24 protein-coding genes are annotated in these 20,901 nt (G+C 69.2%); 9 read left to right on the top strand and 15 right to left on the bottom strand.

Features of this window, described 5'->3' with window-relative positions; all coding sequences use genetic code 11:
* The 4 genes from DDF67_RS11655 to rimP all read right to left on the bottom strand — a co-directional run.
* Window positions 1–428: translation initiation factor IF-2 associated domain-containing protein (locus DDF67_RS11655; protein WP_199229214.1), on the bottom strand; the 428-nt coding region annotated here is incomplete at its 3' end.
* A 206-nt stretch (window positions 429–634) separates the two neighbouring features.
* The gene (locus tag DDF67_RS11650; RefSeq protein WP_109101063.1) at window positions 635–1,285 is read right to left on the bottom strand and encodes an RNA-binding protein; all 651 of its coding nucleotides are present in this window, start codon (window positions 1,283–1,285) and stop codon (window positions 635–637) included.
* Window positions 1,286–1,342: 57 nt separating this feature from the next.
* Window positions 1,343–3,019, bottom strand: coding sequence for a transcription termination factor NusA (nusA, locus tag DDF67_RS11645; RefSeq protein WP_109101062.1), 1,677 nt, complete (start codon window positions 3,017–3,019; stop codon window positions 1,343–1,345).
* A 2-nt stretch (window positions 3,020–3,021) separates the two neighbouring features.
* On the bottom strand, window positions 3,022–3,633 hold the full coding sequence (rimP, locus tag DDF67_RS11640) for a ribosome maturation factor RimP (protein WP_269845446.1): 612 nt from the start codon (window positions 3,631–3,633) through the stop codon (window positions 3,022–3,024).
* Window positions 3,634–4,004: 371 nt separating this feature from the next.
* Between rimP and ppa the strand changes: the two genes are divergently transcribed.
* The 9 genes from ppa (at window position 4,005) to trmB (ending at window position 12,577) form a co-directional block, all read left to right on the top strand.
* A complete protein-coding gene (ppa, locus tag DDF67_RS11635) occupies window positions 4,005–4,538 on the top strand; it encodes an inorganic diphosphatase (protein ID WP_058347149.1) in 534 nt (177 codons plus the stop codon).
* A gap of 113 nt (window positions 4,539–4,651) precedes the next feature.
* Window positions 4,652–6,004, top strand: a complete 1,353-nt coding sequence (gene miaB / locus DDF67_RS11630; RefSeq protein ID WP_109101061.1) for a tRNA (N6-isopentenyl adenosine(37)-C2)-methylthiotransferase MiaB — start codon at window positions 4,652–4,654, stop codon at window positions 6,002–6,004.
* Entirely contained in the window at window positions 6,001–6,948 is a 948-nt protein-coding gene (locus DDF67_RS11625) for a PhoH family protein (protein WP_101713117.1), read from the top strand. The genes miaB and DDF67_RS11625 overlap by 4 nt, the downstream gene beginning before the upstream one ends.
* An 11-nt stretch (window positions 6,949–6,959) precedes the next feature.
* Window positions 6,960–7,418, top strand: a complete 459-nt coding sequence (gene ybeY / locus DDF67_RS11620; protein WP_109101067.1) for an rRNA maturation RNase YbeY — start codon at window positions 6,960–6,962, stop codon at window positions 7,416–7,418.
* A gap of 12 nt (window positions 7,419–7,430) precedes the next feature.
* Window positions 7,431–8,333, top strand: a complete 903-nt coding sequence (locus DDF67_RS11615; RefSeq protein WP_109101060.1) for a hemolysin family protein — start codon at window positions 7,431–7,433, stop codon at window positions 8,331–8,333.
* On the top strand, window positions 8,330–9,928 hold the full coding sequence (gene lnt / locus DDF67_RS11610; RefSeq protein ID WP_109101059.1) for an apolipoprotein N-acyltransferase: 1,599 nt from the start codon (window positions 8,330–8,332) through the stop codon (window positions 9,926–9,928). The genes DDF67_RS11615 and lnt overlap by 4 nt, the downstream gene beginning before the upstream one ends.
* A gap of 33 nt (window positions 9,929–9,961) precedes the next feature.
* Window positions 9,962–10,387, top strand: coding sequence for a helix-turn-helix domain-containing protein (locus DDF67_RS11605; RefSeq protein ID WP_109101058.1), 426 nt, complete (start codon window positions 9,962–9,964; stop codon window positions 10,385–10,387).
* 160 nt (window positions 10,388–10,547) lie between these two features.
* A complete protein-coding gene (metK, locus tag DDF67_RS11600) occupies window positions 10,548–11,771 on the top strand; it encodes a methionine adenosyltransferase (protein ID WP_109101057.1) in 1,224 nt (407 codons plus the stop codon).
* A 125-nt stretch (window positions 11,772–11,896) separates the two neighbouring features.
* Window positions 11,897–12,577, top strand: a complete 681-nt coding sequence (gene trmB, locus DDF67_RS11595) for a tRNA (guanosine(46)-N7)-methyltransferase TrmB (RefSeq protein ID WP_109101056.1) — start codon at window positions 11,897–11,899, stop codon at window positions 12,575–12,577.
* Between the two features lie 72 nt (window positions 12,578–12,649).
* Here trmB and DDF67_RS11590 read toward each other — a convergent pair whose 3' ends face one another.
* The 11 genes from DDF67_RS11590 to lptE all read right to left on the bottom strand — a co-directional run bounded on the left by DDF67_RS11590 (window position 12,650) and on the right by lptE (window position 20,899).
* Window positions 12,650–13,057 (bottom strand): Fur family transcriptional regulator, encoded by a 408-nt coding sequence (locus DDF67_RS11590; protein ID WP_109101055.1) that lies wholly within the window; start codon window positions 13,055–13,057, stop codon window positions 12,650–12,652.
* A 47-nt stretch (window positions 13,058–13,104) separates the two neighbouring features.
* Entirely contained in the window at window positions 13,105–13,557 is a 453-nt protein-coding gene (locus tag DDF67_RS11585; protein ID WP_109101054.1) for a GNAT family N-acetyltransferase, read from the bottom strand.
* Complete coding sequence (gene tsaB, locus DDF67_RS11580; RefSeq protein WP_109101053.1) at window positions 13,554–14,198, bottom strand: tRNA (adenosine(37)-N6)-threonylcarbamoyltransferase complex dimerization subunit type 1 TsaB; 645 nt, start codon at window positions 14,196–14,198, stop codon at window positions 13,554–13,556. Before tsaB ends, DDF67_RS11585 begins: the two co-directional genes overlap by 4 nt.
* A 2-nt stretch (window positions 14,199–14,200) precedes the next feature.
* Window positions 14,201–14,872, bottom strand: coding sequence for a DUF1131 family protein (locus DDF67_RS11575; protein ID WP_109101052.1), 672 nt, complete (start codon window positions 14,870–14,872; stop codon window positions 14,201–14,203).
* A gap of 70 nt (window positions 14,873–14,942) precedes the next feature.
* Window positions 14,943–15,530 (bottom strand): malonic semialdehyde reductase, encoded by a 588-nt coding sequence (locus tag DDF67_RS11570; RefSeq protein ID WP_109101066.1) that lies wholly within the window; start codon window positions 15,528–15,530, stop codon window positions 14,943–14,945.
* A gap of 101 nt (window positions 15,531–15,631) precedes the next feature.
* The gene (locus DDF67_RS11565) at window positions 15,632–16,204 is read right to left on the bottom strand and encodes a NifU family protein (protein ID WP_058347163.1); all 573 of its coding nucleotides are present in this window, start codon (window positions 16,202–16,204) and stop codon (window positions 15,632–15,634) included.
* A gap of 66 nt (window positions 16,205–16,270) precedes the next feature.
* Window positions 16,271–17,314: a tryptophan--tRNA ligase gene (gene trpS, locus DDF67_RS11560; RefSeq protein WP_109101051.1), complete on the bottom strand. Its 1,044-nt coding sequence runs from the start codon at window positions 17,312–17,314 to the stop codon at window positions 16,271–16,273.
* 4 nt (window positions 17,315–17,318) lie between these two features.
* Window positions 17,319–17,483, bottom strand: coding sequence for a hypothetical protein (locus DDF67_RS25535; protein WP_158278035.1), 165 nt, complete (start codon window positions 17,481–17,483; stop codon window positions 17,319–17,321).
* A gap of 4 nt (window positions 17,484–17,487) precedes the next feature.
* On the bottom strand, window positions 17,488–19,122 hold the full coding sequence (murJ, locus tag DDF67_RS11555; RefSeq protein ID WP_109101050.1) for a murein biosynthesis integral membrane protein MurJ: 1,635 nt from the start codon (window positions 19,120–19,122) through the stop codon (window positions 17,488–17,490).
* Window positions 19,123–19,344: 222 nt separating this feature from the next.
* Window positions 19,345–20,394: a DNA polymerase III subunit delta gene (holA, locus tag DDF67_RS11550; protein WP_109101065.1), complete on the bottom strand. Its 1,050-nt coding sequence runs from the start codon at window positions 20,392–20,394 to the stop codon at window positions 19,345–19,347.
* A gap of 10 nt (window positions 20,395–20,404) precedes the next feature.
* On the bottom strand, window positions 20,405–20,899 hold the full coding sequence (gene lptE / locus DDF67_RS11545) for an LPS assembly lipoprotein LptE (RefSeq protein ID WP_109101049.1): 495 nt from the start codon (window positions 20,897–20,899) through the stop codon (window positions 20,405–20,407).
* Between the last annotated feature and the right edge of the window lie 2 nt (window positions 20,900–20,901).

Genomic DNA, 20,901 nt, shown 5'->3' with positions numbered 1-20,901 from the left:
GCCTTGGCGGCTGCAGCCTTGGCGGCGGCCTCGCGAGCCGCGGCGGCCTCGGCGGCGGCGCGGGCGTCAGCGGCGCGACGCTCGGCGGCCTGGCGCTCCTGGTTTTCGCGAGCGGCCTCGATGGCGCGCTGGCGAGCGCGCATCTCGTCCTGCGACAGGCCGCCGGCCGCACCACCGCCACCGCCACCGCCTTGCGGACGGGGCGCGTCGTGGCGACGCTCGGCCTGGGACGGGGCGGCGAGATTGCCGGAAGCCGGCGCATGCGGGCGCGTGCGCTTCGTCTCGACAACCACCGTCTTGGTCCGGCCGTGGCTGAAGCTCTGCTTCACAACGCCGGCGCTCACCGAGCCCTGGCGGGGCTTCAGGGTGATGGGCGCGCGCCCACCGGGGTTGGAACCAGGCCGACCGTTATCGTTCTCGTCGCTCATGCGCTCGCTTGTACTTCCGCCGGGCGGGTTCCCGGCCCAAAAAACCGATCAATCCATACGAGAAAGGGGCCTGGACGTACCTCCAACAGGAGGCGCGTTTCCCGGCCCTTCGCTCAAGAGCGCGACGCCTGCGGCGGCTTGCTCCAACATTCAGGTTCTAGGCTATTTTCGCCACCGAATGAAGCCATCCGAGGACGTATCGAAGCCTAGGGCTCCTCGTTCTGCCGCGCCACCCAGTCCGGCGGCGTGAAAGGACGGAAGCCTGATAACCGCTCGACGTCCAAAGTCCAGCGATCCGTGCCTCGCCCCGCGAGGAGCGCCGTGTGTATCACATTCTCCCCGCCCAAGGCCAAACCCAATTCGTCGGATGTGAACATCCCGAGGATTCTTGGGGCGTTCGGCGCTTTGCGAGCGGCTGAAAAGACCTTGCGGCGGCCGTCATCGGCGCCGTCGGCGGCTTCGATCAGCCAGGCGGTCTTGCCCGAGGCCAGGGCCGCCAGAACCTTTTCGAACCCGGAGATAATGCTCCCCGAGCGCCGTGCAAGGCCCAGGCCGTCCAGAACCCGCCTGGCCAGCAGCTGTTCCACCTGGTCGGCAAGGTCGGCCGGCGCCGACAGCTTGGCCTTGGCCGAGCGGGAGAAGGCGTTCTTCTTGACCGCGGCGGCGATCGACTCCCGGTCGGCCGCCACCCACATGCCGCGCCCCGGCAGCTTGCGGGCCACGTCGGGCACCACCACGCCGTCGGGTCCGGCCACGAACCGCACCAGGCGCGCCTCGTCGACCGCCTCGCCAAGGACGATGTCCTTGCGCGCGCGGTTGGCTTCGGCGTGAGTTCTGGGAGCGGCCTGGTCGGTCATCTCTGTCTTCAAAGGAAGCGGCCCCTCCGAGGTTCGGAAGGGCCGGCTCTCTGTCTCTTACTGCTCTTCGGCGGCGTCTTCGGCGGGGGCTTCCTCGCCTTCGACCGGGGCGGCGTCTTCGACCTCGCCCTCGATCTCTTCGCCTTCGATCTCTTCGTACTCGGGCTCCGGCGGAGCCTCGACCCAGCCCATGGCGATACGAGCGCGCATGATCAGGGCTTCGGCGTCGTCGGGCGACAGGTTGAAGCTTTCGAGGATGCCCGGCTCGCGCACGCGCTCGCCGTTCTTGCTCTCGAACCAGCCGCGCATGTCGTCGGGCACCAGGCCGGCGAGGTCTTCAATCGTCTTGACGTCGCCTTCGCCCAGGGCCACGGCCATGGCCAGGGTCACGCCCTCGATGCCGAGCACTTCGTCCTGAACGCCCAGCTCGACGCGCTTGGCGTCGAGGGCGGCGGCTTCCTTCTCGAGGAATTCGCGGGCACGGGCCTGCAGTTCCTCGGCGGTCTCGTCGTCGAAGCCTTCGATCGAACCGATCTCGTGGGTGTCGACATAGGCGACGTCCTCCACGGCGGTGAAGCCTTCGGTGACCAGCAGCTGGGCGATGACCTCATCGACGTCCAGGGCTTCCTGGAACAGGGCGGTGGCCTCGGCGAACTGCTTCTGACGGCGCTCGCTCTCCTGGCTTTCGGTCATGATGTCGATCTGCCAGCCGGTCAGCTGCGAGGCCAGGCGGACGTTCTGGCCGCGGCGGCCGATGGCCAGCGACAGCTGCTCGTCGGGCACCACGACTTCGACGCGCTCGTCTTCCTCGTCCATGACGACCTTGGAGACTTCGGCCGGAGCCAGGGCGTTGACGATGAAGGTGGCTTCATCTTCCGACCACTGGATGATGTCGATCTTCTCGCCCTGCAGCTCGGCGACCACCGCCTGCACGCGCGAACCGCGCATGCCGACGCAAGCGCCGACGGGGTCGATCGAGCTGTCGTTGGAGATCACGGCCATCTTGGCGCGCGAGCCCGGATCGCGGGCCACGGCGCGGATCTCGATGACGCCGTCGTAGACTTCCGGCACTTCCTGCGCGAACAGCTTGGCCATGAAGCCGCCGTGGGCGCGCGACAGCATGATCTGCGGGCCCTTGGTCTCGCGACGGACGTCGTAGATGTAGGCGCGGATGCGGTCGCCGACGTTGAAGTTCTCGCGCGGGATCGACTGGTCGCGGCGCATGATGCCTTCGCCACGGCCCAGGTCGACGATGACGTTGCCGTATTCGACGCGCTTGACGCTGCCGTTGACGATCTCGCCCGAGCGGTCCTTGTACTCTTCGTACTGGCGCTCGCGCTCGGCTTCGCGAACCTTGTGCATGACGACCTGGCGGGCCATCTGGGTCTGCACGCGGCCGATCTCGAACGGCGGCAGGGCTTCTTCGTAGACCTTGCCGATCTCGGCGTCGCGCCAGGTGCGCTTGGCCGAGGTCAGGTGGACCTTGCCGATCTCGCCTTCCAGGTCGGCGTCGTCGGCCACGACCTCGATCACGCGCTTCTGCGTCGTCTCGCCCGTGCGCGGGTCGATCTTGACGCGGATGTCGTGCTCGGCGCCGTAGCGGGCGCGGGCGGCCTTCTGCAGGGCGTCCTCGATGGCCTCGATGACGACTTCCTTCTCGATGCCCTTTTCACGGGCGACCGCGTCGGCGATCTGGAGCAGTTCAAGCCGGTTGGCGGCGATGCCGATGGCCATGGTCAGTCCTCTTCACTTTCGGACAAATCGTTGTCGTTCTCGGCGTCGACGCGCGCGGCGCGGGCGTCCGCGCCCCGCTTCATCAACTCGTCGGTGAGGACGAGCTTGGCGTCGACGATCCAGGCGAACGGGAAATAGACGGTGACGTCGTCCTCGCCCTCGATGTTGAGGCCGACCTGGTCGTCCTCGACACCCGCGAGTTCGCCCTTGAAGCGCTTGCGCCCCTCGGCCACGCGGTCGAGCTCGATGCGCACCTCCAGACCCGCGTAGGTCTCGAAGTCCTTCAGGCGGGTCAGCGGGCGGTCGACGCCGGGGCTGGAGACCTCAAGGGTGTATTCGCCGGCGATCGGATCGGCGGCGTCCATCACCTCGGAGATGGCGCGGGACAGCTTGGCGCAGTCCTCGACGTTCATGTCGCCGCCCGTCCCGTCCTCCAGGAGCGGGCGCTCGGCCATGATCTGCAGCCGGCGCTGTTCGGCGCCGCCCATCAGGCGCAGGCGAACGATCTCGTAGCCGACGGTCTCGGCGACGGGATCGAGCATCTCGATCAGGTCCAGGTCTTCTCGCGTCTTGCCGCGCACGGTTCTCTTCTCGGTTTCGTGGCGTCCGCCCAGACCGTGAAGGCCCAGCTGGCGAGCGACCAAAGAAAAAGCGGCAGCCTTTCGGGCCGCCGCTCGAAAGCGCCAATCAGCGCTAACGGACGATGTAGGAGCTATATAGCGCGATAGGCCGACGGGTGGAAGCCCCCAGCGGCACGCCGGCTCGCGCGAGGCGCGAGAGACATCCGCAAGCGCCGCAAGCCCAGCGGCGAAAGCTGTTCTGGCGGTCACTCGACAAGCTGGACCATAGATCGAAGATGCTTTTACGGGCGCAAGTCGAGGGGCGGACACGCCCCCTCTTTCGCATTGCAACACTTGTGGCCTATACAGGCGGCCGCTTGAGGCCCGCCTCCCCGCGGGAGCCTTCACCACAACGAAGAGTGACTATGGACCTCTCCAAGATCGCCGTCGGCGTGAACCCGCCCTACGACCTGAACGCCGTCATCGAGATCCCGCAGGGCGGCGAGCCGGTGAAGTACGAGATCGACAAGGAAAGCGGCGCCCTGATGGTGGACCGCTTCCTGCACACGGCGATGTTCTATCCGGCCAACTACGGCTTCATCCCGCACACCCTGGCCGACGACGGCGACCCGGCCGACATCATGGTCGTGGGCCCGACCCCGGTGGTGCCCGGCGCGATCATCCGCTGCCGCCCGATCGGCGCCCTGATGATGGTCGACGAAGCAGGGTCTGACGAAAAGATTCTGGCCGTGCCGGTCGACAAGCTGCACCCCTTCTATACGGGCGTGAACAGCTGGCGCGACCTGCCGACGATCCTGACCGAGCAGATCGCCCACTTCTTCCAGCACTACAAGGACCTGGAAAAGGGCAAGTCGACCAAGATCACCGGCTGGGCCGATCCGGACGAGACCGCCGAGCTGATCCGCGCGGCGATCAAGCGTCACGACGAGAACTACTGAGATCAGACAGCGGCGCCGGGCCTCCCGGCGCCGTTTTCTTTTGCCGCTTCGGGCCCTGGGTGTGACCTCCGCGACCTTGCGCGCGCGGCCGCTCGACCCCATAACCTCGCCGGATGAGCGAGACCCCGCAAAAGCGCCTCTATATCAAGACCTACGGCTGTCAGATGAACGTCTACGACAGCGAGCGCATGACCGACGTCCTGCGTCCGCTGGGCTATGGCGTGGTCGATGATCCCGAGGGCGCGGATCTCGTGGTGCTCAACACCTGCCACATCCGCGAGAAGGCGACCGAAAAGGTCTATTCCGAGCTTGGCCTGATCAAGCAGATGAAGGATCGCAAGGCCCAGACCGGCGGCAAGATGACCATCGCCGTGGCCGGGTGCGTGGCCCAGGCCGAGGGCCAGGAGATCATGAACCGCCAGCGGGCGGTGGACCTGGTCGTCGGCCCGCAGGCCTATCACCAGCTGCCCGAGCTGATCGCCCGCGCCCACCGCGCCTCCGGCGAGCGCCTGGCCGCCGACTTCGCGGCCGACGAGAAGTTCGACGCCCTGCCGGCCGAGCGCCACGTCACCGGCGTCACCGCCTTCCTGACCGTGCAGGAGGGCTGCGACAAGTTCTGCACCTTCTGCGTGGTGCCCTACACCCGCGGCGGCGAGTGGTCGCGGCCGGTGAACGACATCGTCGAGGAAGCCAAGCGCCTGGCCGGCGCGGGCGTGCGCGAGGTCACCCTGCTGGGCCAGAACGTCAACGCCTATGACGGCGACGGCTCGACCCTGGCCAAGCTGGTGCGCCAGCTGGCGAAGATCGATGGCCTGGACCGCATCCGCTACACCACCAGCCACCCGCGCGACATGGGCGAGGACCTGATCGAGGCCCACGGCGAGCTGCCGCAGCTGATGCCCTATCTGCACCTGCCGGTGCAGGCGGGATCGGACAAGATCCTCAAGGCGATGAACCGCGACCACACGGCCGAAAGCTATGTGAGGCTGATCGAGCGCATCCGCGCCGCCCGGCCCGACATCGCCATGAGCGGCGACTTCATCGTCGGCTTCCCCGGCGAGCGCGACGGCGACTTCGAGAAGACGCTGGAGCTGGTGCGCGAGGTCGGCTTCGCCAGCGCCTTCTCGTTCAAGTATTCGCGCCGCCCCGGCACGCCTGCCTCGGCCATGCCCGGTCAGGTCGACGAGGCCGTCAAGGCCGAACGCCTGGATCGCCTGAACCAGCTGCTCGACGACCAGCAGCGGGCCTTCAACGCCAGCCAGGTGGGCAAGACGCTGCCGGTGCTGTTCGAGAAGGCCGGCCGCCACCCCGGCCAGATCGTCGGCCGCAGCCCCTATCTGCAAGCCGTCCACGTTTCGGGCGGGGAGCATCTGATCGGGACGATCGTTCCCGTCCGTATCGAGAGCGCCGCCAAGATGAGCCTGGCCGGCGTGCTCGCCAACGAACCTGTTCTGGAGACCGCGTGAGCCGCACGCCCGAGTTCCTGCCGCTTTCCGACGACGCCGTCGTCGCCGTCACCGGCCCGTCCGGCCGCCATGCCGCCCTGATCGAGGACGCCTTCAAGGTGTTGCTCGAGACGCCCGGCGGCGGCGTCAAGATCACCGGCGACGTCAAGGGCCGCTCGTCGGCCAAGCGCGCGCTGCTGGCCCTGGCCGAGCGCGCCGACGCCGGCCATGAGGTGGTCGAGGCCGACATCCGCGTGGCCGTGGGCGAGGCCCACAGCGCCGGCGGCCAGGCCTCGCCGCGCGCCGTGCGCCGGGGCGCGGTCTCGCCCAAGACCAAGAACCAGGCCGCCTACATGGAGCAGATGGCCCGGCACCCGCTGGTCTTCGGCCTGGGTCCGGCCGGCACCGGCAAGACCTTCCTGGCCGTGGCCCAGGGCGCGGGCATGCTGCTGCGCGGCGAAGTCGACCGCCTGATCGTCACCCGGCCCGCCGTCGAGGCCGGCGAGAAGCTCGGCTTCCTGCCGGGCGACCTGAACGAGAAGGTCGACCCCTACATGGCGCCGGTCTGGGAGGCCCTGACCGACATCATGGGCGCCGAGCAGCTGCGCCGCCGCCGCGACAAGGGCGAGATCGAGGTCGCCCCGATCGCCTTCATGCGCGGCCGCACGCTGGCGCACGCCTTCGTCATCGTCGACGAGGCCCAGAACTGCTCGCGCCTGCAGATGAAGATGGTGCTGACCCGCCTGGGCGAAGGCGCCCGCATGGTCGTCACCGGCGACCCGACGCAGATCGACCTGCTGAACCCGCGGGACTCGGGCCTGGCCCACGCCGTCTCGATCCTGGACGGCGTCGAGGGCGTGGCCGTGGCCCGCTTCACCTCGACCGACGTCGTTCGCCACCCGCTGGTGGAGCGCATCGTCAAGGCCTACGACGCCGACGCGGCCCTGGTGGCGACCCCGCGATGATCACCGTCGATATCGAGATCGAGGACGAGGCTTGGACCAGGGCCGAGCCTGAAACCGAAGCCTTGGTCTGGCGCGCCGCCCAGGCCGTGCTGGACGCCCACGAGGACGTCGAGGGCAAGGCCATCGTCATCCTGCTGGCCGACGACGACAGCGTCCAGGCGCTGAATCGCGACTTCCGCCACAAGGACTACGCCACCAACGTGCTGTCCTTCCCCGCGGCCCAGGATCCGGCGAGCAACCCGGAAGGCCAGATCGGCGACATCGCCCTGGCTTACGGCGTCTGCGCGCGCGAGGCGGCCGAGCAGGGCAAGCCCCTGGCCCACCACCTGCAACATCTTGTGGCGCACGGCGTGCTGCATCTTCTAGGATACGATCACGAAGGCGACGACGAGGCCGAGGCCATGGAAGCGCTGGAACGTGAGATCCTGGCCGGGCTGGACGTGCCCGACCCCTACGCCGACGAGAGGTGAAGGCCTAAAGGCATGCCCGACGACGACCAGAGTTCCACGCCCGCCGGTCCGGCTCGATTGAGCCGGGGCCTGCGGGCGTTCTTCCGTGAGCTGCGCCGCGCCGCGCCGGTCAAGCGCCCGCGCCCGGTCGATCCCGACCACGCGCCCGCGCCGGACTTCGTCGACCAGGCCGAGGCCTTCAAGACGCTGAAGGTCGGCGACCTGATGACCCCCCGCCCCGACCTGGTGGCGGTCGAGGTCGAGACCCCCTTCGCCGTTGTGGTGGCCCAGTTCGTCGAGTCCGGCCACTCGCGCATGCCGATCTACCGCGAGGCCCTGGACCATCCGATCGGCGTGGTCCACGTCAAGGACGTCTTCCGGCTGCTGGCCGACGGCGACCTGCGGCCCGAGCCCGAGGACCGCGTCCTGGAGACCCTGCGCCGCGACATGTTCCTGGTGCCGGCCTCGATGCGGGCCGCCGACCTGCTGCAGCGCATGCGCACCAAGCGCGTCCACATGGCGATGGTCATCGACGAGTTCGGCGGGGTCGACGGCCTGGTCACCATGGAAGACCTGATCGAGAGCGTGGTCGGCGACATCGACGACGAGCACGACGACGCCCAGGTCGCGACCGTGATCGCCCGGCCGGGCGGCGTTTTCGAGACCGAGGGTCGCACGCCGCTGGAGGACCTGGAGGCCGCCCTAGGCGAGACCCTGGCCCCGCCCGAGCACGAGGAAGAGGTGGACACCGTCGGCGGCCTCGTCGCGGCCCTAGCCGGCCAGGTGCCCGAGCCGGGGCAGGTCGTGCGCCACCCGGCCGGGTTCGAGGTCGAGGTGGTCGAGGCCGACGCCCGCCGGGTGCTGAGGGTGCGGGTGCGCCGCGCGCCGGAGCCGGCCGAGGCCCAGATCTCTCTGGACCCGGTGGACGTTCCTTGAACCTGCGTTTCCTGACCAGCGTCTCGCCTTGGCGCGACCGCGTGCTGGCGCTCGTCGCCGGCCTGGCCGCCGCCTTGGCCCATCCGCCGTTCGGGATCCTGCCGGGCCTGCTGGGCTACGCCCTCCTGCTATGGCTGCTGGACGGGATCGACGGCCCAAGGCCCATGCGCTCGACCTTCCTGCGCGGCTGGCTGGCGGGCCTGGCCTATTTCGGCCTGGGCACCTGGTGGATTGGCGAGGCCTTCATGGTCGACGCCGCCAACCAGGGCTGGATGGCCCCGTTCGCGGTGACCGCCATGGCCGCGGGCCTGGCGCTGTTCTGGGGCGCGGGCGCCCTGCTCTATCGCCGCTTCCGCCCGGCCGGCGCGGTGCGCGTGCTGGCCTTCGCCGCCGCCCTGTCGGCGCTGGAGTGGGTGCGCGGCCACGTGCTGACGGGCTTTCCGTGGAACCTGCCGGGCGAGACCTGGCGGGCCGGTTCGGCCCCCTCGCAGGCGGCCGCCGTGGTCGGCGCCTACGGCCTGACCTTCGTGACCGTGGCGATCGCCGCCGCCCCGGCCGTCTGGCGGCAGGGCCGCTCTGGCCGGATCGCCGTCGGCGCGGCCGCGCTTCTGCTGGCCGGCCTCTATGGCGGCGGCCTGCTGGCGCTGAACGCCCCGCCGCCGGCCGTCCAGCCTTCCGCTCCCAAGGTCCGGATCGTCCAGGCCGACGTGAAGCAGTCGGCCAAGTGGGACGCCGCCAGCTTCCAGGCGATCGTCCAGGACTATGCGGCCCTCACCGCCCAGCCCTACGCCGACGGCAAGCCGGCCGACATCGTGGTCTGGCCCGAAGGCGCCCTGCCCGCCGCCATCAACGACTACCTGGCTCCCGGAACCTGGGTGCGGCAGGCGGTCATGGACTCGCTGCAGCCAGGCCAGCTGCTGCTGATCGGCGGCTACCGCTACGAGGGCGCGGTCGAGCGCCCGGTCTACTACAACAGCCTGGTCGCCCTGCGCCGCGAGCCCGGCGACCTGGTCATGGTCGGGGTCTACGACAAGCACCGCCTGGTGCCGTTCGGCGAGTACCTGCCGGCCGAGGGTTTCCTGACCGCCATCGGCTTCAAGAGCATGGCCCACCTGGGCGACGGCTTCGCCATCGGCCCGCGCCCGGCGCCCCTGAGCGTCGCGCCGGGCCTGACGGTGCAGCCGCTGATCTGCTACGAGAGCCTGTTCCCGGGCCTGGCCCGGAGCGATCCCGGCGTGCGGGCGCTGGTCAACGTCTCCAACGACGCCTGGTTCGGGGTGACTTCCGGACCCCTGCAGCACCTGAACCTGGCCAGCTATCGCGCCATCGAGGCCGGCCGGCCGATGATCCGCGCCACGCCCACTGGCGTCTCGGCGATGGTCGACGCCAAGGGCCGGGTGGTCGCGGGCCAGCGCCTGGACCTGGGCGCCCGCGGGGTCATCGACGCCCCCCTGCCGGCCGTCGGCTCGGCGACCCTGGCCTCTCGCGTGGGAGACTGGGCGTTCATGCTCATGCTTCTCGCCTCGGTGGCGATCTGTATCGCGATTTCACGTATCACGGGTCAGAAGTTTGCCGCCCTGAAAGATATGGGCTGAACTAAAACCGTAATCTCAGGTCTATGCCTAAGCATGACCGTCGCCATCGAATCCCCCGCCGAAATCGAGCGCTCGCCCAACCCCGTCGACCTGCACGTCGGCGCCCGCATCCGCATGCGCCGTAAGATCCTGGGCGTCAGCCAGGAGAAGCTGGCCGAGAGCCTGGGCCTGACCTTCCAGCAGGTGCAGAAGTACGAGCGCGGCGCCAACCGCGTCAGCGCCAGCAAGCTCTATGAAATCGCCCGCAGCCTGCAGGCCCCCGTGGCCTACTTCTTCGAGGGCCTGGCCGATCCGTCCGAGCCGGGCGACGGCGAGCCGCGCAACGACCATCAGGTGCACGAGTTCCTGATGACCCCCGAGGGCCTGGAACTGGCCTCGCTGTTCCCCCGCCTGAACCGCGCCCCCGTGCGCCGCCGCATCCTCGATCTCGTCCGCTCGATGGCCGAGGAAGAGGTCTGAATCGACCGTCGAAGGCTTTCAGGCCGGGCCGTCCTCTCGCCAAGAGTGCGAAAGCGCGTCCGGCCGCCTTGCGGACATAAACATATCTTTATATGTTCCGGCCCTAGCTCGCGGGGCCGGTCGCCACGTGGGCGCTGGATTCTAAGCCGGAGACGTCCACTTGAGCCGTTCGTCCTACATCTTCACCAGTGAAAGCGTCTCCGAAGGCCATCCCGACAAGGTCGCCGACCGGATCAGCGACACCGTCGTCGACGCGTTCCTGAGCGCCGATCCGGAAGCCCGGGTCGCCTGCGAAACCCTGGTCACCACCAACCGCATCGTGCTGGCGGGCGAAGTCCGCGCCGGCAAGCCGGACGGCGACAAGGCCGCCAACAAGCAGCTGACCAAGGACATCATCAAGTCCCTGGAGCCCAAGGTCCGCGCGGCCATCAAGGACATCGGCTACGAGCAGAAGGGCTTCCACTGGGAGAAGGCCAAGTACGCCTGCTACCTGCACGGCCAGTCGGCTCACATCGCCCAGGGCGTGGACGCCAACGACAAGAAGGACGAAGGCGCCGGCGACCAGGGCATCATGTTCGGCTACGCCAGCACCGAGACCCCGGAGCTGATGCCGGCCACGCTGCAGTACAGCCACAACATCCTCAAGCGCCTGGCCGAGCTGCGCCACTCGGGCGAGCTGCATGAGCTGGAGCCCGACGCCAAGAGCCAGGTGACCCTGGAATACGACGGCAACGGCGTGCCGCAGCGCGTCGTCTCGATCGTCGTGTCGCACCAGCACAAGAAGAAGATCGACGGCAAGGCCGCCACGTCCAAGCGCGTGCTCGACCTGATCAAGCCGCATATCCTGCCGATCTTCCCGGAAGGCCTGATCACCAAGAAGACCCAGTGGCTGGTCAACCCGACCGGCCGCTTCGAGATCGGCGGCCCGGATGGCGACGCCGGCCTGACCGGCCGCAAGATCATCGTCGACACCTACGGCGGCGCTTCGCCGCACGGCGGCGGCGCGTTCTCGGGCAAGGATCCGACCAAGGTCGACCGTTCGGCCGCCTACGCCTGCCGCTACCTGGCCAAGAACGTCGTCGCCTCGGGCCTGGCCGAGCGCTGCACCATCCAGATCGCCTATGCGATCGGCGTGGCCCAGCCGGTCTCGTTCCACGTCGACCTGCACGGCACCGGCAAGGTGGATCCGGCGATCCTGGAAAAGACCCTGCCGCAGCTGATCGGCGGCGCCACCCCGCGCGCCATCCGCGAGCACCTGAAGCTGAACCGTCCGATCTACGCCCGCACCGCGGCCTACGGCCACTTCGGCCGTACGCCGGACAACGAAGGCGGCTTCTCGTGGGAGAAGACCGACCTGGTGTCGGAGCTGAAGGGCCTGGCGTAAGCCTCGCATCCTTCGGGATTTCGGAAGGGCCTCGGCGCAAGCCGGGGCCCTTCCTTTTTGAGCCTCGAAGGACGCACCGCCGAGCCGCTGGCTTCCGGCCCTCATCACCGCTAAAGACCCGCCCCATGACCAATCCCCAACAGCCCCACGGGCCGCTGCGCTCGTTTGGCCGCCTGAAGTCGCGACCGGTGAAGCCGCGCCAGCAGGCCCTGCTCGACACCCTGCTGCCGACCATCGCCGTGCCGCATGAGGCCTTCCAGCCGCTCGACCTGATGCCGCAGGCCATGGAAGTCTGGCTGGAGATCGGCTTCGGCGGCGGCGAGCACATGGCCGCCCAGGCCGGCCGCCGGCCCGACGTGCTGGTGATCGGGGCCGAACCCTTCGTCAACGGCGTGGCCAGCGCCGTGCGCCACGTCGAGGAACAGGCCCTTTCGAACGTCCGCATCCACGAGGGCGACGCCCGCGACGTGGTGGGCTGGCTGCCCGACGCCAGCATCGACCGCCTCTTCGTGATGTTCCCCGACCCCTGGCACAAGGCCCGGCACAACAAGCGCCGGATCATCCAGCCGGAGTTCGTGGCCGAGCTGGCCCGCGTGCTGAAGCCCGGCGCGGCCTTCCGCTTCGCCACCGACTGGGCCGACTACGCCGAGTGGACGATCGAGCGGGTGCTGGCCAGCCCCGCCTTCCGCTTCGCCGAGGAAGGGATCGACCGCCAGGCCATTCCGGCCGACCACGTCACGACGCGCTACGAGGAAAAGAAGCTGGGCGACTGCGCCCCGGTGTTCCTCGACTTCGTGCGGGCCTGACGCCGCCTTGCGAGGCCAAAAAGAAAGGGCGCGGGGAGTGATCCCCGCGCCCTTTGTCTTGATCTCTGTCAATCACTCTTCGATCGGAACGCCATACAGTTCCAGGCGGTGATCGATCAGCTTGTAGCCAAGCTTCCTGGCGATCGCGTGCTGCAGGGCCTCGATCTCCTCGTCCACGAACTCGACGACCTTGCCGGTCTTCATGTCGATCAGGTGGTCGTGGTGATGGGTCGGGGTCTCTTCATAGCGCGAGCGGCCGTCACGGAAGTCGTGGCGCTCGATGATGCCGCTTTCCTCGAACAGGCGGACGGTGCGGTAGACCGTGGCGATCGAGATGTGCGGGTCAATGGCGTGGGCGCGACGGTGCAGCTCCTCGACGTCCGGATGGTCGTCGGCCGACGACAGTACGCGCGCGATGACCCGACGCTGGTCGGTCATGCGCATGCCTTTTTCGATGCAGAGCTTTTCGAGGCGGTCCAAGGCGGCGTCTCCGTCGGGGATTCGCGGGCACAATAGGCAATAGGCACCTAAGTGTTAAGCGCCCGCCGCATGACGACGGCGTCCTTCGCGCCGTCCGGATGGGGATAATAGCCCTTCCTGAGACCGACTTGCGAAAAGCCGGTCGCCCCGTAGAGGCCGATGGCCGCCGCGTTGTCGGCCGCCACCTCCAGGAAGAGGTCGAAGGCCTTGGCCTCGGCGGCGACCCCGGCGGCCATCTCGACCAGGGCCGCGCCCCAGCCGCGCCGACGGGCGGCCGGGTCGACGGCGATGGTCAGGATCTCGGCCTCGCCGGCGATAGCCCGGCACAGGATGAAGCCCCGCGCCTCGTCAGGCTCGCCCGAGGAGCCGAGCACGGCGAAGACGCCGGGCGAGTTCAGCAGGGTCTCGAACTCGGTCGGGGCCCAGGGCCGGTCGAAGGCCTTCTCGTGCAGGTCGGCCAGGTCCCAGCACGCTTCCAATCCAACAGGACGCAGGTTCATGCGGCCGGCATCGTGGCGTAGGGCGCGCGCAGATAGAGCGGCCGGGGCGAATGGGTCGGGGCGGGCCGCGCGGCGGCCAGGCGAGCGACGGCGACGGGATCGGCGACGGAAAGATCGACGCGGACCGCCTCGGGCAGCACGCCCTCGAGCAGCGCCGCCCCGGACCCCACGAGGGTCGCCGGGCCGCCCGAATAGAGTTCGGCCAGGCGTGCGGTCGCCGAGCCGATGTCGAGGGCGTCGGGGGCCATCAAGGCCTTCCCGCCGTCGAAGACCTGCAGGTAGACCTGGCCCATCTTGGCGTCGAGGACCGCGGCGACGAAGCCGGAAGCCCCAGAGGAGGCCGCCAGGGCCTCCAGGCTGTTGATCCCTACGCAGGGGATCGACAGGGCCTCGGCGAGGCCCTTGGCGAAGGACAGACCCACCCGCAGGCCGGTGAACGAGCCGGGGCCGACGGTGACGGCGATGCGGTCGAGGACGGAAAAGACGATCCCGGCCTCGCCGGCGATCTCCCTGGCCAGGGGCGCGATACGCTCCTGGTGGCCGCGGGTCATGGGTTCGCTGCGGGCGGCCAGGCAGCGGCCGTCCTCGATCACGGCGACCGACGAGGCCGCCAGGCAGGTGTCGACGGAAAGAATGCGCAAGATCAGGCGGCCCCGACCTGGGCGGTCTCGGCCGGGCGCCAGACGAACTCGTTGAGCTGGCCCTTGGCTTTCAGCGTCGCCTCGTCGGCCATGCCGCCCTTGGTCCAGCCGGGCACGCCGAAGACATAGGCCACGGTCGGGGCCTCGGGGCGCACGCAGATCGTCTGGTTGACGGTGCGGCCCTCGCCGGCTCGGCACTGGTCGCGGGTGAAGCCCAGCGCCGCCCACTTGGCCAGCAGGCTCTCGCCCTTGGGACCGCGCACGTCGCCGGCCGCCAGGCGGATCTCGGCGATGCCGCCGTCGGGACCCTTGCCGATCTCCAGCAGCGGGACGTTGTCCTGCTCGACGGTGATGATCGGCCCGGGCGGGCCGTCGCCCACGTGGATGAAGGCGCTCTTGACCACGGCCTTGGGGAACAGGGCCTGGATCGTCGGCTGGTCGAAGGCGGTGGCGGCGGTGATGGGGCCGACGCCTGCGGCGGCCACCTGCAGCGGTCCGCCGACATAGGGGGTGATCTTCACCACGGCGTGGCCGTCGGCCGGCCTGGTCGCTTCCGGCGCGGCCGGCTGGGCCGCATCGGGCTTGCCCGAGGACTGGGCGGGGGTCTTTTCGGCGGGACCGCAGGCGGCCAGCAGGGCCAGCGGCGCGGCGAGGAGCACGAGACGGAGGGTCATGTGCGATGTTCTAGCGCCGAAGTGCGAAAATCGCACGCAATCGTACGACTTTCGCACCTTGGATCGCACGTCAGACGATCTGGGCGGCTTCCTCGAAGTCCAGGCGCGGGCTGCGCGGGAACAGGCCCTCGTCGGTGCCGTAGCCGATGGTGGCGATGAAATTGCTCTTGATGTTGGTGCCCGCGAAGAAGGCAGCGTCGACGCCGGCGTTGTCGAAGCCCGACATCGGGCCGGTGTCGAGGCCCAGCGCCCGGGCCGCCAGGATGAAATAGCCGCCCTGCAGCGAGCTGTTGCGCAGCGCGCCCCACTCCTTGGCCACCGGGTCGTTGAACCAGTTCTTGGCGCCCGGGGCGTGCGGGAACAGCTTGTCGAGGGTCTCGGGGAAGTCGAGGTCGTAGCCGACGATGACGGTGACCGGCGCGGCCAGGATCTTCGGGCCGTTCGAACCCGACGACAGGGCCGCCAGCTTTTCCTTGGCTTCCGGGCTGGTCACGAAGACGAAGCGGGCCGGGGTCGAGTTGGCGGCGGTCGGGCCGAACTTCACCAGGTCGTAGAGCTCACGCAGCACCGGTTCCGGGACGGGATCGGACTTCCAGCCGTTACGCGTGCGCGCCTCGGTGAACAGTTGGGCCAGGGCGGCGGTGTCGAGCTTGGACATCAAGCGATCCTCATAGGGAGCCATAACAGCAACTTATAGAGTTACAGTATGGGGTTCCCGCCGCGTTTCGCAAGGTCGCCGGCCGGAAAAAGCCGTCGCTTCTAGAGCGTCTGCTCGACCCGGGTCACTTCGGGCACATAGTGCTTGAGCATGTTCTCGACGCCCGACTTCAGCGTCGCCGAGGACGAGGGGCAGCCCGAGCAGGCGCCGCGCATGTGCAGCCAGACCACGCCCGTGGCCGGCTCGAAGCGGCTGAAGACGATGTCGCCGCCGTCCTGGGCCACGGCCGGGCGGATGCGGGTGTCGAGCAGTTCCTTGATCTCGGAGACGATCTGGGCGGCCTCGTCGTCATAGACGCCGTCCTCGTCGTGGCCGCCGGCGGCGTCCTCGCTGAGCAGCAGCGGGCGGCCGCTGGTGAAGTGGTCCATGATCGCCGCCAGGATCGGGGCCTTCAGGTGCGGCCACTGGGCGTCCTCGCCCTTGGTCACCGTCAGGAAGTCCGGGCCGAAGAACACCCGCGTGACGTCGCCGAGGCGGAACAGGGCGTCGGCCAGCGGCGAAGCCTCGCCCTCCTCGGGAGTGCGGAACTCCCGCGCGCCGTCCACCAGGACCTCGCGGCCGGGGAGGAACTTCAGCACGTCGGGATTGGGCGTGGTTTCGGTCTGGATGAACATGGGCGAGATGTGGCGTTTTGAGATGCGGAGAACAAGGGGGCGCGACGCCGCGCCCCCTCTATTGGATCAGGCGCCCCAGAAGCCGACAAGCTTCTTGGTCTCGGCCACGACCGGCTCCGCCACGGCGCGGGCGCGTTCGGCGCCGTCCTTGAGAATGGCGTCGATCTGGGCCGGATCGGCCGTCAGTTCGCGCATGCGCGCGCCGATCGGGCTCATGACCTCGACCGCCAGCTCGGCCAGGGCCGGCTTGAACGTGCCAAAGCCCTTGCCGCCGAAGTCCTCGATGACCTTGGCGCGGGTGGTGCTGGACAGGGCCGCATAGATGTCCACCAGGTTGCGGGCTTCCGGACGCTCTGCCAGGCCCTCGACGGTCTCGGGCAGCGGCTCGGGATCAGTCTTGGCCTTGCGGATCTTGGCGGCGATGGCGTCGGCGTCATCCATCAGGTTGATGCGCGAGGCGTCCGACGGGTCGGACTTGCTCATCTTGGCCGTGCCGTCGCGCAGGCTCATGACGCGGGTGGCCGGCCCCTCGATCACCGGCTCGGTGACCGGGAAGAAGGCCGGCTGGCCGCCCGGGGCGCCGAAGTCGTTGTTGAACTTCTGGGCGATGTCGCGGGTCAGTTCCAGGTGCTGCTTCTGGTCCTCGCCCACCGGCACGTGAGTGGCCTTGTAGAGCAGGATGTCGGCCGCCTGCAGCACCGGGTAGGTGTAGAGGCCCACCGAGCTGCGCTCCTTGTGCTTGCCGCTCTTTTCCTTGAACTGGGTCATGCGGTCGAGCCAGCCCAGACGCGCAACGCAGTTGAAGATCCAGGCCAGCTCGGCGTGGGCCGGCACGGCCGACTGCGGGAAGATCGTCGCCTTCCTGGGATCCAGGCCCGCGGCGATGTAGGCGCAGGCGATCTCGCGGGTCTGCTGGGCCAGCACCGCCGGGTCCTGCCAGACGGTGATGGCGTGCATGTCGGCGACGAAGATGAAGGGCTCTTCGTCCTGGATGTCGACGAAGCGCTTGAGGGCGCCGAGATAGTTGCCCAGGTGCAGGGCCCCGGAGGCCTGGATCCCGGACAGGATGCGCTTGGGACCCGCGTACGGAACGGGAGCTTGGTCGGTCATGGCTTCAGCCTTGGATGTCGGAAACGGTCAGGATGGCGGCGCGCACGGAAGCGCGGGCCGCGTCCGGGGACGCGGCGATCGGGTTCAGCGGAAGCTGCGCCATCGCGGCGCGGGGGAACCGATCGGAGCCATGGGCATGCTCGTTACCGTCCCCGAGCGCCTCGGACAAGGCTCTAGGTTGCCTTGCCGCGCCGCAGGGCGGCCTTCAGCTCACTGGGCTTGACGCCGCCGAACAGGAACAGCAGCGGGAAATAGAGGCCGCCGCCGACCAGGACGGTCAGGACGAGCGCCAGTTCCTTGGCCCCGATCACGCGGCCGCGCAGGCCCATCGCCTCCAGCGGCGCCTCGATGAGCGGCCGCCAGTGCGAGGCCGCCGCCAGGATCAGGCCCATGCCGAGGCTGGCCAGCAGGATGCGCGCCACCCGCGACCAGGTCTGGCCCGAGGGGCCGTAGTGCCCCTTGCGCCAGAGTGTGAAGGCCATCTGGCCGACATTGAGCCAAGAGGCGATGGCGGTGGCCGCGGCGATGCCCTTCACGCCCACCATACGGAACAGCACGATGCCGAAGACGATGTTCACCGCCACCGAGATCAGGGCGAAGCGCATCGGCGTCTTGGTGTCGCCACGCGCGAAGAAGGCCCGCGAATAGAGCTGCTGCAGCACGAAGGCGGGGGTGCCCAGGCCGTAGAAGAACAGAGCCGAGGCCGTCTGGCTGGCGTCGAAGGCGGTGAACTCGCCGCGGGTGTAGAGGCCGTCCGACAGGAAGCCGGGCATGGCCACCAGGGCCGCGGCGGCCGGCAGGGTGAAGGCGAGCGCAAGGGCGATGGCCTGATCCATGGCGCTCTGGGCGTCGTCGCCGTCGCCGGTGTTCACGGCGCGCGACAGGCGCGGCAGCAAAGCCACGCCGATGGCCACGCCCACCAGCCCCAGCGGCAGCTGATACAGCCGGTCGGCGGTGGCGAGCCAGGTGCGGCCGCCGGGAACGTGGCTGGCCAGGTTGCCGGAGATGAAGATGTTGACCTGGGTGGCGCTGGCCGCCAGGGCGCCGGGGATGGCCTTGCCGATCAGGGCCTTCACCTCGGGGGTCAGGCGCGGCAGCCGCCAGTGGACCTTGGCGCCGGACTTGTTGACGCCCCAGACGAGCAGGGCCGCCTGGGCCACGCCCGCCACGACCACGCCGGCCGAGCCCCAGACCGCCGCATCGATCGGATCGCTCTGGGGCAGGATGAAGGCCAGGGTGGCGATGTTCAGCAGCACCGGCGCGCCGGCCGACAGGATGAACCTGTCGCGGGCGTTCAGAACGCCCGACAGGTGGGCGACGATGGCCATGCACGGCAGGTAGGGCATGGTGATCTGGGTCAGAAGCACGGCCAGCTTGTACTTGGCCGGGTCGGCGGCGAAGCCGGGGCTGATCAGCATCATCAGCCACGGCATGGCCAGCTGGCAGATCACGGTGATGATGATGGTGGCCGCCGCCAGGGTGGCCATGGCGTCGGCGGCCATGACATCGGCCTTCTCCTCGCCGTCGTCCTGCAGCGACTTGGCGTAGGCCGGCACGAAGGCGGCCGCGAAGGCGCCTTCGGCGAAGAAGCGGCGGAAGAGGTTGGGGAAGGCCAGGGCCGTGGCGAAAGCGTCGGCGGCCGGCGTGGCGCTGGCCCCCATGCGGTACGACATGGCCAGGTCGCGCACGAAGCCCATGAACCGGCTGACCAGGGTCAGGCCGGAATAGATCATCGACGACTTGAGCAGTCCCCCGCCCTTCTTGGCGGGCGGAGCGGACGTCGGTTCGGGCGCGGCGGTGTCGGTCACGTCCGGCTTCTGGGCGCTGCGCGAGAGGGCGTCAAGCGGAGGTGCGGGAACTGCACCGAGGTTTGACGGAAAGTGCATTCTAGACCCGCCCCCTCAAGGGGAAGGTGTCGGCGAAGCCGACGGAGGGGGACGTGACTACGGCCCTCTAACCGGCGCGATTGTGGGATGCTTCCCCCCTCCGGCCGTTCGGTCCACCTCCCCCTTCGGGGAGAGGGCCTTTACCTACAACCCCAGCCGCCTCGCGCGTCCCGCGATCTGCAGGGCCAGGCGCTCGGCGATCAGCTGGTCGGGCGAGCCGGAGGTCTTGCAGGCCTTGTCCGCGGTCAGGATGTCCTGCTGGACGATCAGCAGCGTTTCGAGCGTCCAGGCGCGGGCCTGGCGGAGAAATTCGCGTTCGGTCTTCCAGAAAACGCCCGAGGCCTTGGCGGCCGCGCCCAGGTCGACGCCGTTCTTGTGCAGGGTCAGGGTGCGGCGCAGGCGGCCCAGATAATAGCCCATGGCCCGGACGGCGGCGGGACCGCCCTCGCCTTCCTGGGCCGCGCGGCGCAGGCCGGCATGGGCCGCACCGATCTTGCCTCCAAAGGCGTCGGCGGCCGCGTCGCTGAGCGAGGCCTCCGGCTCGACGCCGAGAAAGTCGGTGAGGTCGGCAGGCGTGGCCACCACGCCGCTGTTGGGGCCGAGGTACAGCGCCAGCCGCTCGATCTCGGCGCGGGCCACGCCGCGCTCCTTGGGCAGGCGGTTGACGAACAGGTCCAGGGCTTCGCCGTTCAGGCTGACCCCGTCGCGCGAGAGGGCGTCGCGGGTCAGGCGCGCCATGTCGCCGACCTCGTCCTCGTAGCAGGGGATGACGTAGCAGCCATTGGCCTTTTCGGCCGTCTTGCGCAGGGCGGAGTCGCGGCCGAGAGCCCCGGCCTCGACCAGGAAGAAGGCCTCGGGATTGAGGCGGCCCTCGACGTGGGCGGTCAGGGCTTCGGCGGCCTGCTTGTCGGGACCGGCCTTCTCGCCCATCAGCCTCAGCCGCACCAGGCGCTTGCCGCCCATCATCGACAGGGCCGCCAGTTCTTCCTCCAGCCGACCGGGCTGGCTGTCGAGGTCGCCCTCGGTCAGCTGAGCGGTGTCGAAGGGATCATCGGGCCGCTCGACCACCTTGTGGGCGAGCTGCAGGGCGCGGTCGCGCACCACGCCCCAGTCCTTGCCATAGATGACGACGGCGCGGATGTCGGGCGTCGGCTCCTTCAGGAACCGCTCGACCTCCTGCCGCTTGGAAAGAATGGCCACGTGATCAGGCGGGCGCCTTGCCGGCCAGCCACGCGGCCAGGTCCAGCTGAATCTTGCGGGCCACCTCGGCGGCGGCGCGCTCCTGGCCGTCCTGCTGGGCGGAGATGGCGGCGTAGGGCTGGTCGGCGGAGTCGTAGGTGACCACCGCCGTCGCCGCGCCCTTGCGCACTTCCGAGCCCGTCGTCGTGTCGGTGAGCTTCCACTCGACCTTCATGTTGAGCTCGTAGCGGTTGGCCACGTTGTCGATGCGGACGCCGCGGGCGAAGCGGCGCTCCTCGACCTTGTAGGTCAGGCGGTGCGACGGCAGCACGTTGGGATTGCGCGCCAGGGCGTCTTCCAGCTGCTCGCGCAGCAGGTAGCCGGCGCGGCCGTCGGCCGCCACCACCTCGATCGCGCCCAGACCGCCGGTCACGCCCTGCTGGCCGTAGAGCGGGGTGAAGCCGCAGGCCGACAGGGCCAGGGTCGAGAGTACGGCGGCAGCCGCCAGGAGACGCTTCATGG

The organism is Caulobacter endophyticus (genome assembly GCF_003116815.1).
Taxonomy (GTDB): domain Bacteria; phylum Pseudomonadota; class Alphaproteobacteria; order Caulobacterales; family Caulobacteraceae; genus Caulobacter; species Caulobacter endophyticus.
The sequence above is the reverse complement of the archived record's forward strand: the minus strand, read 5'-3'. Positions and strand labels throughout refer to the sequence as shown.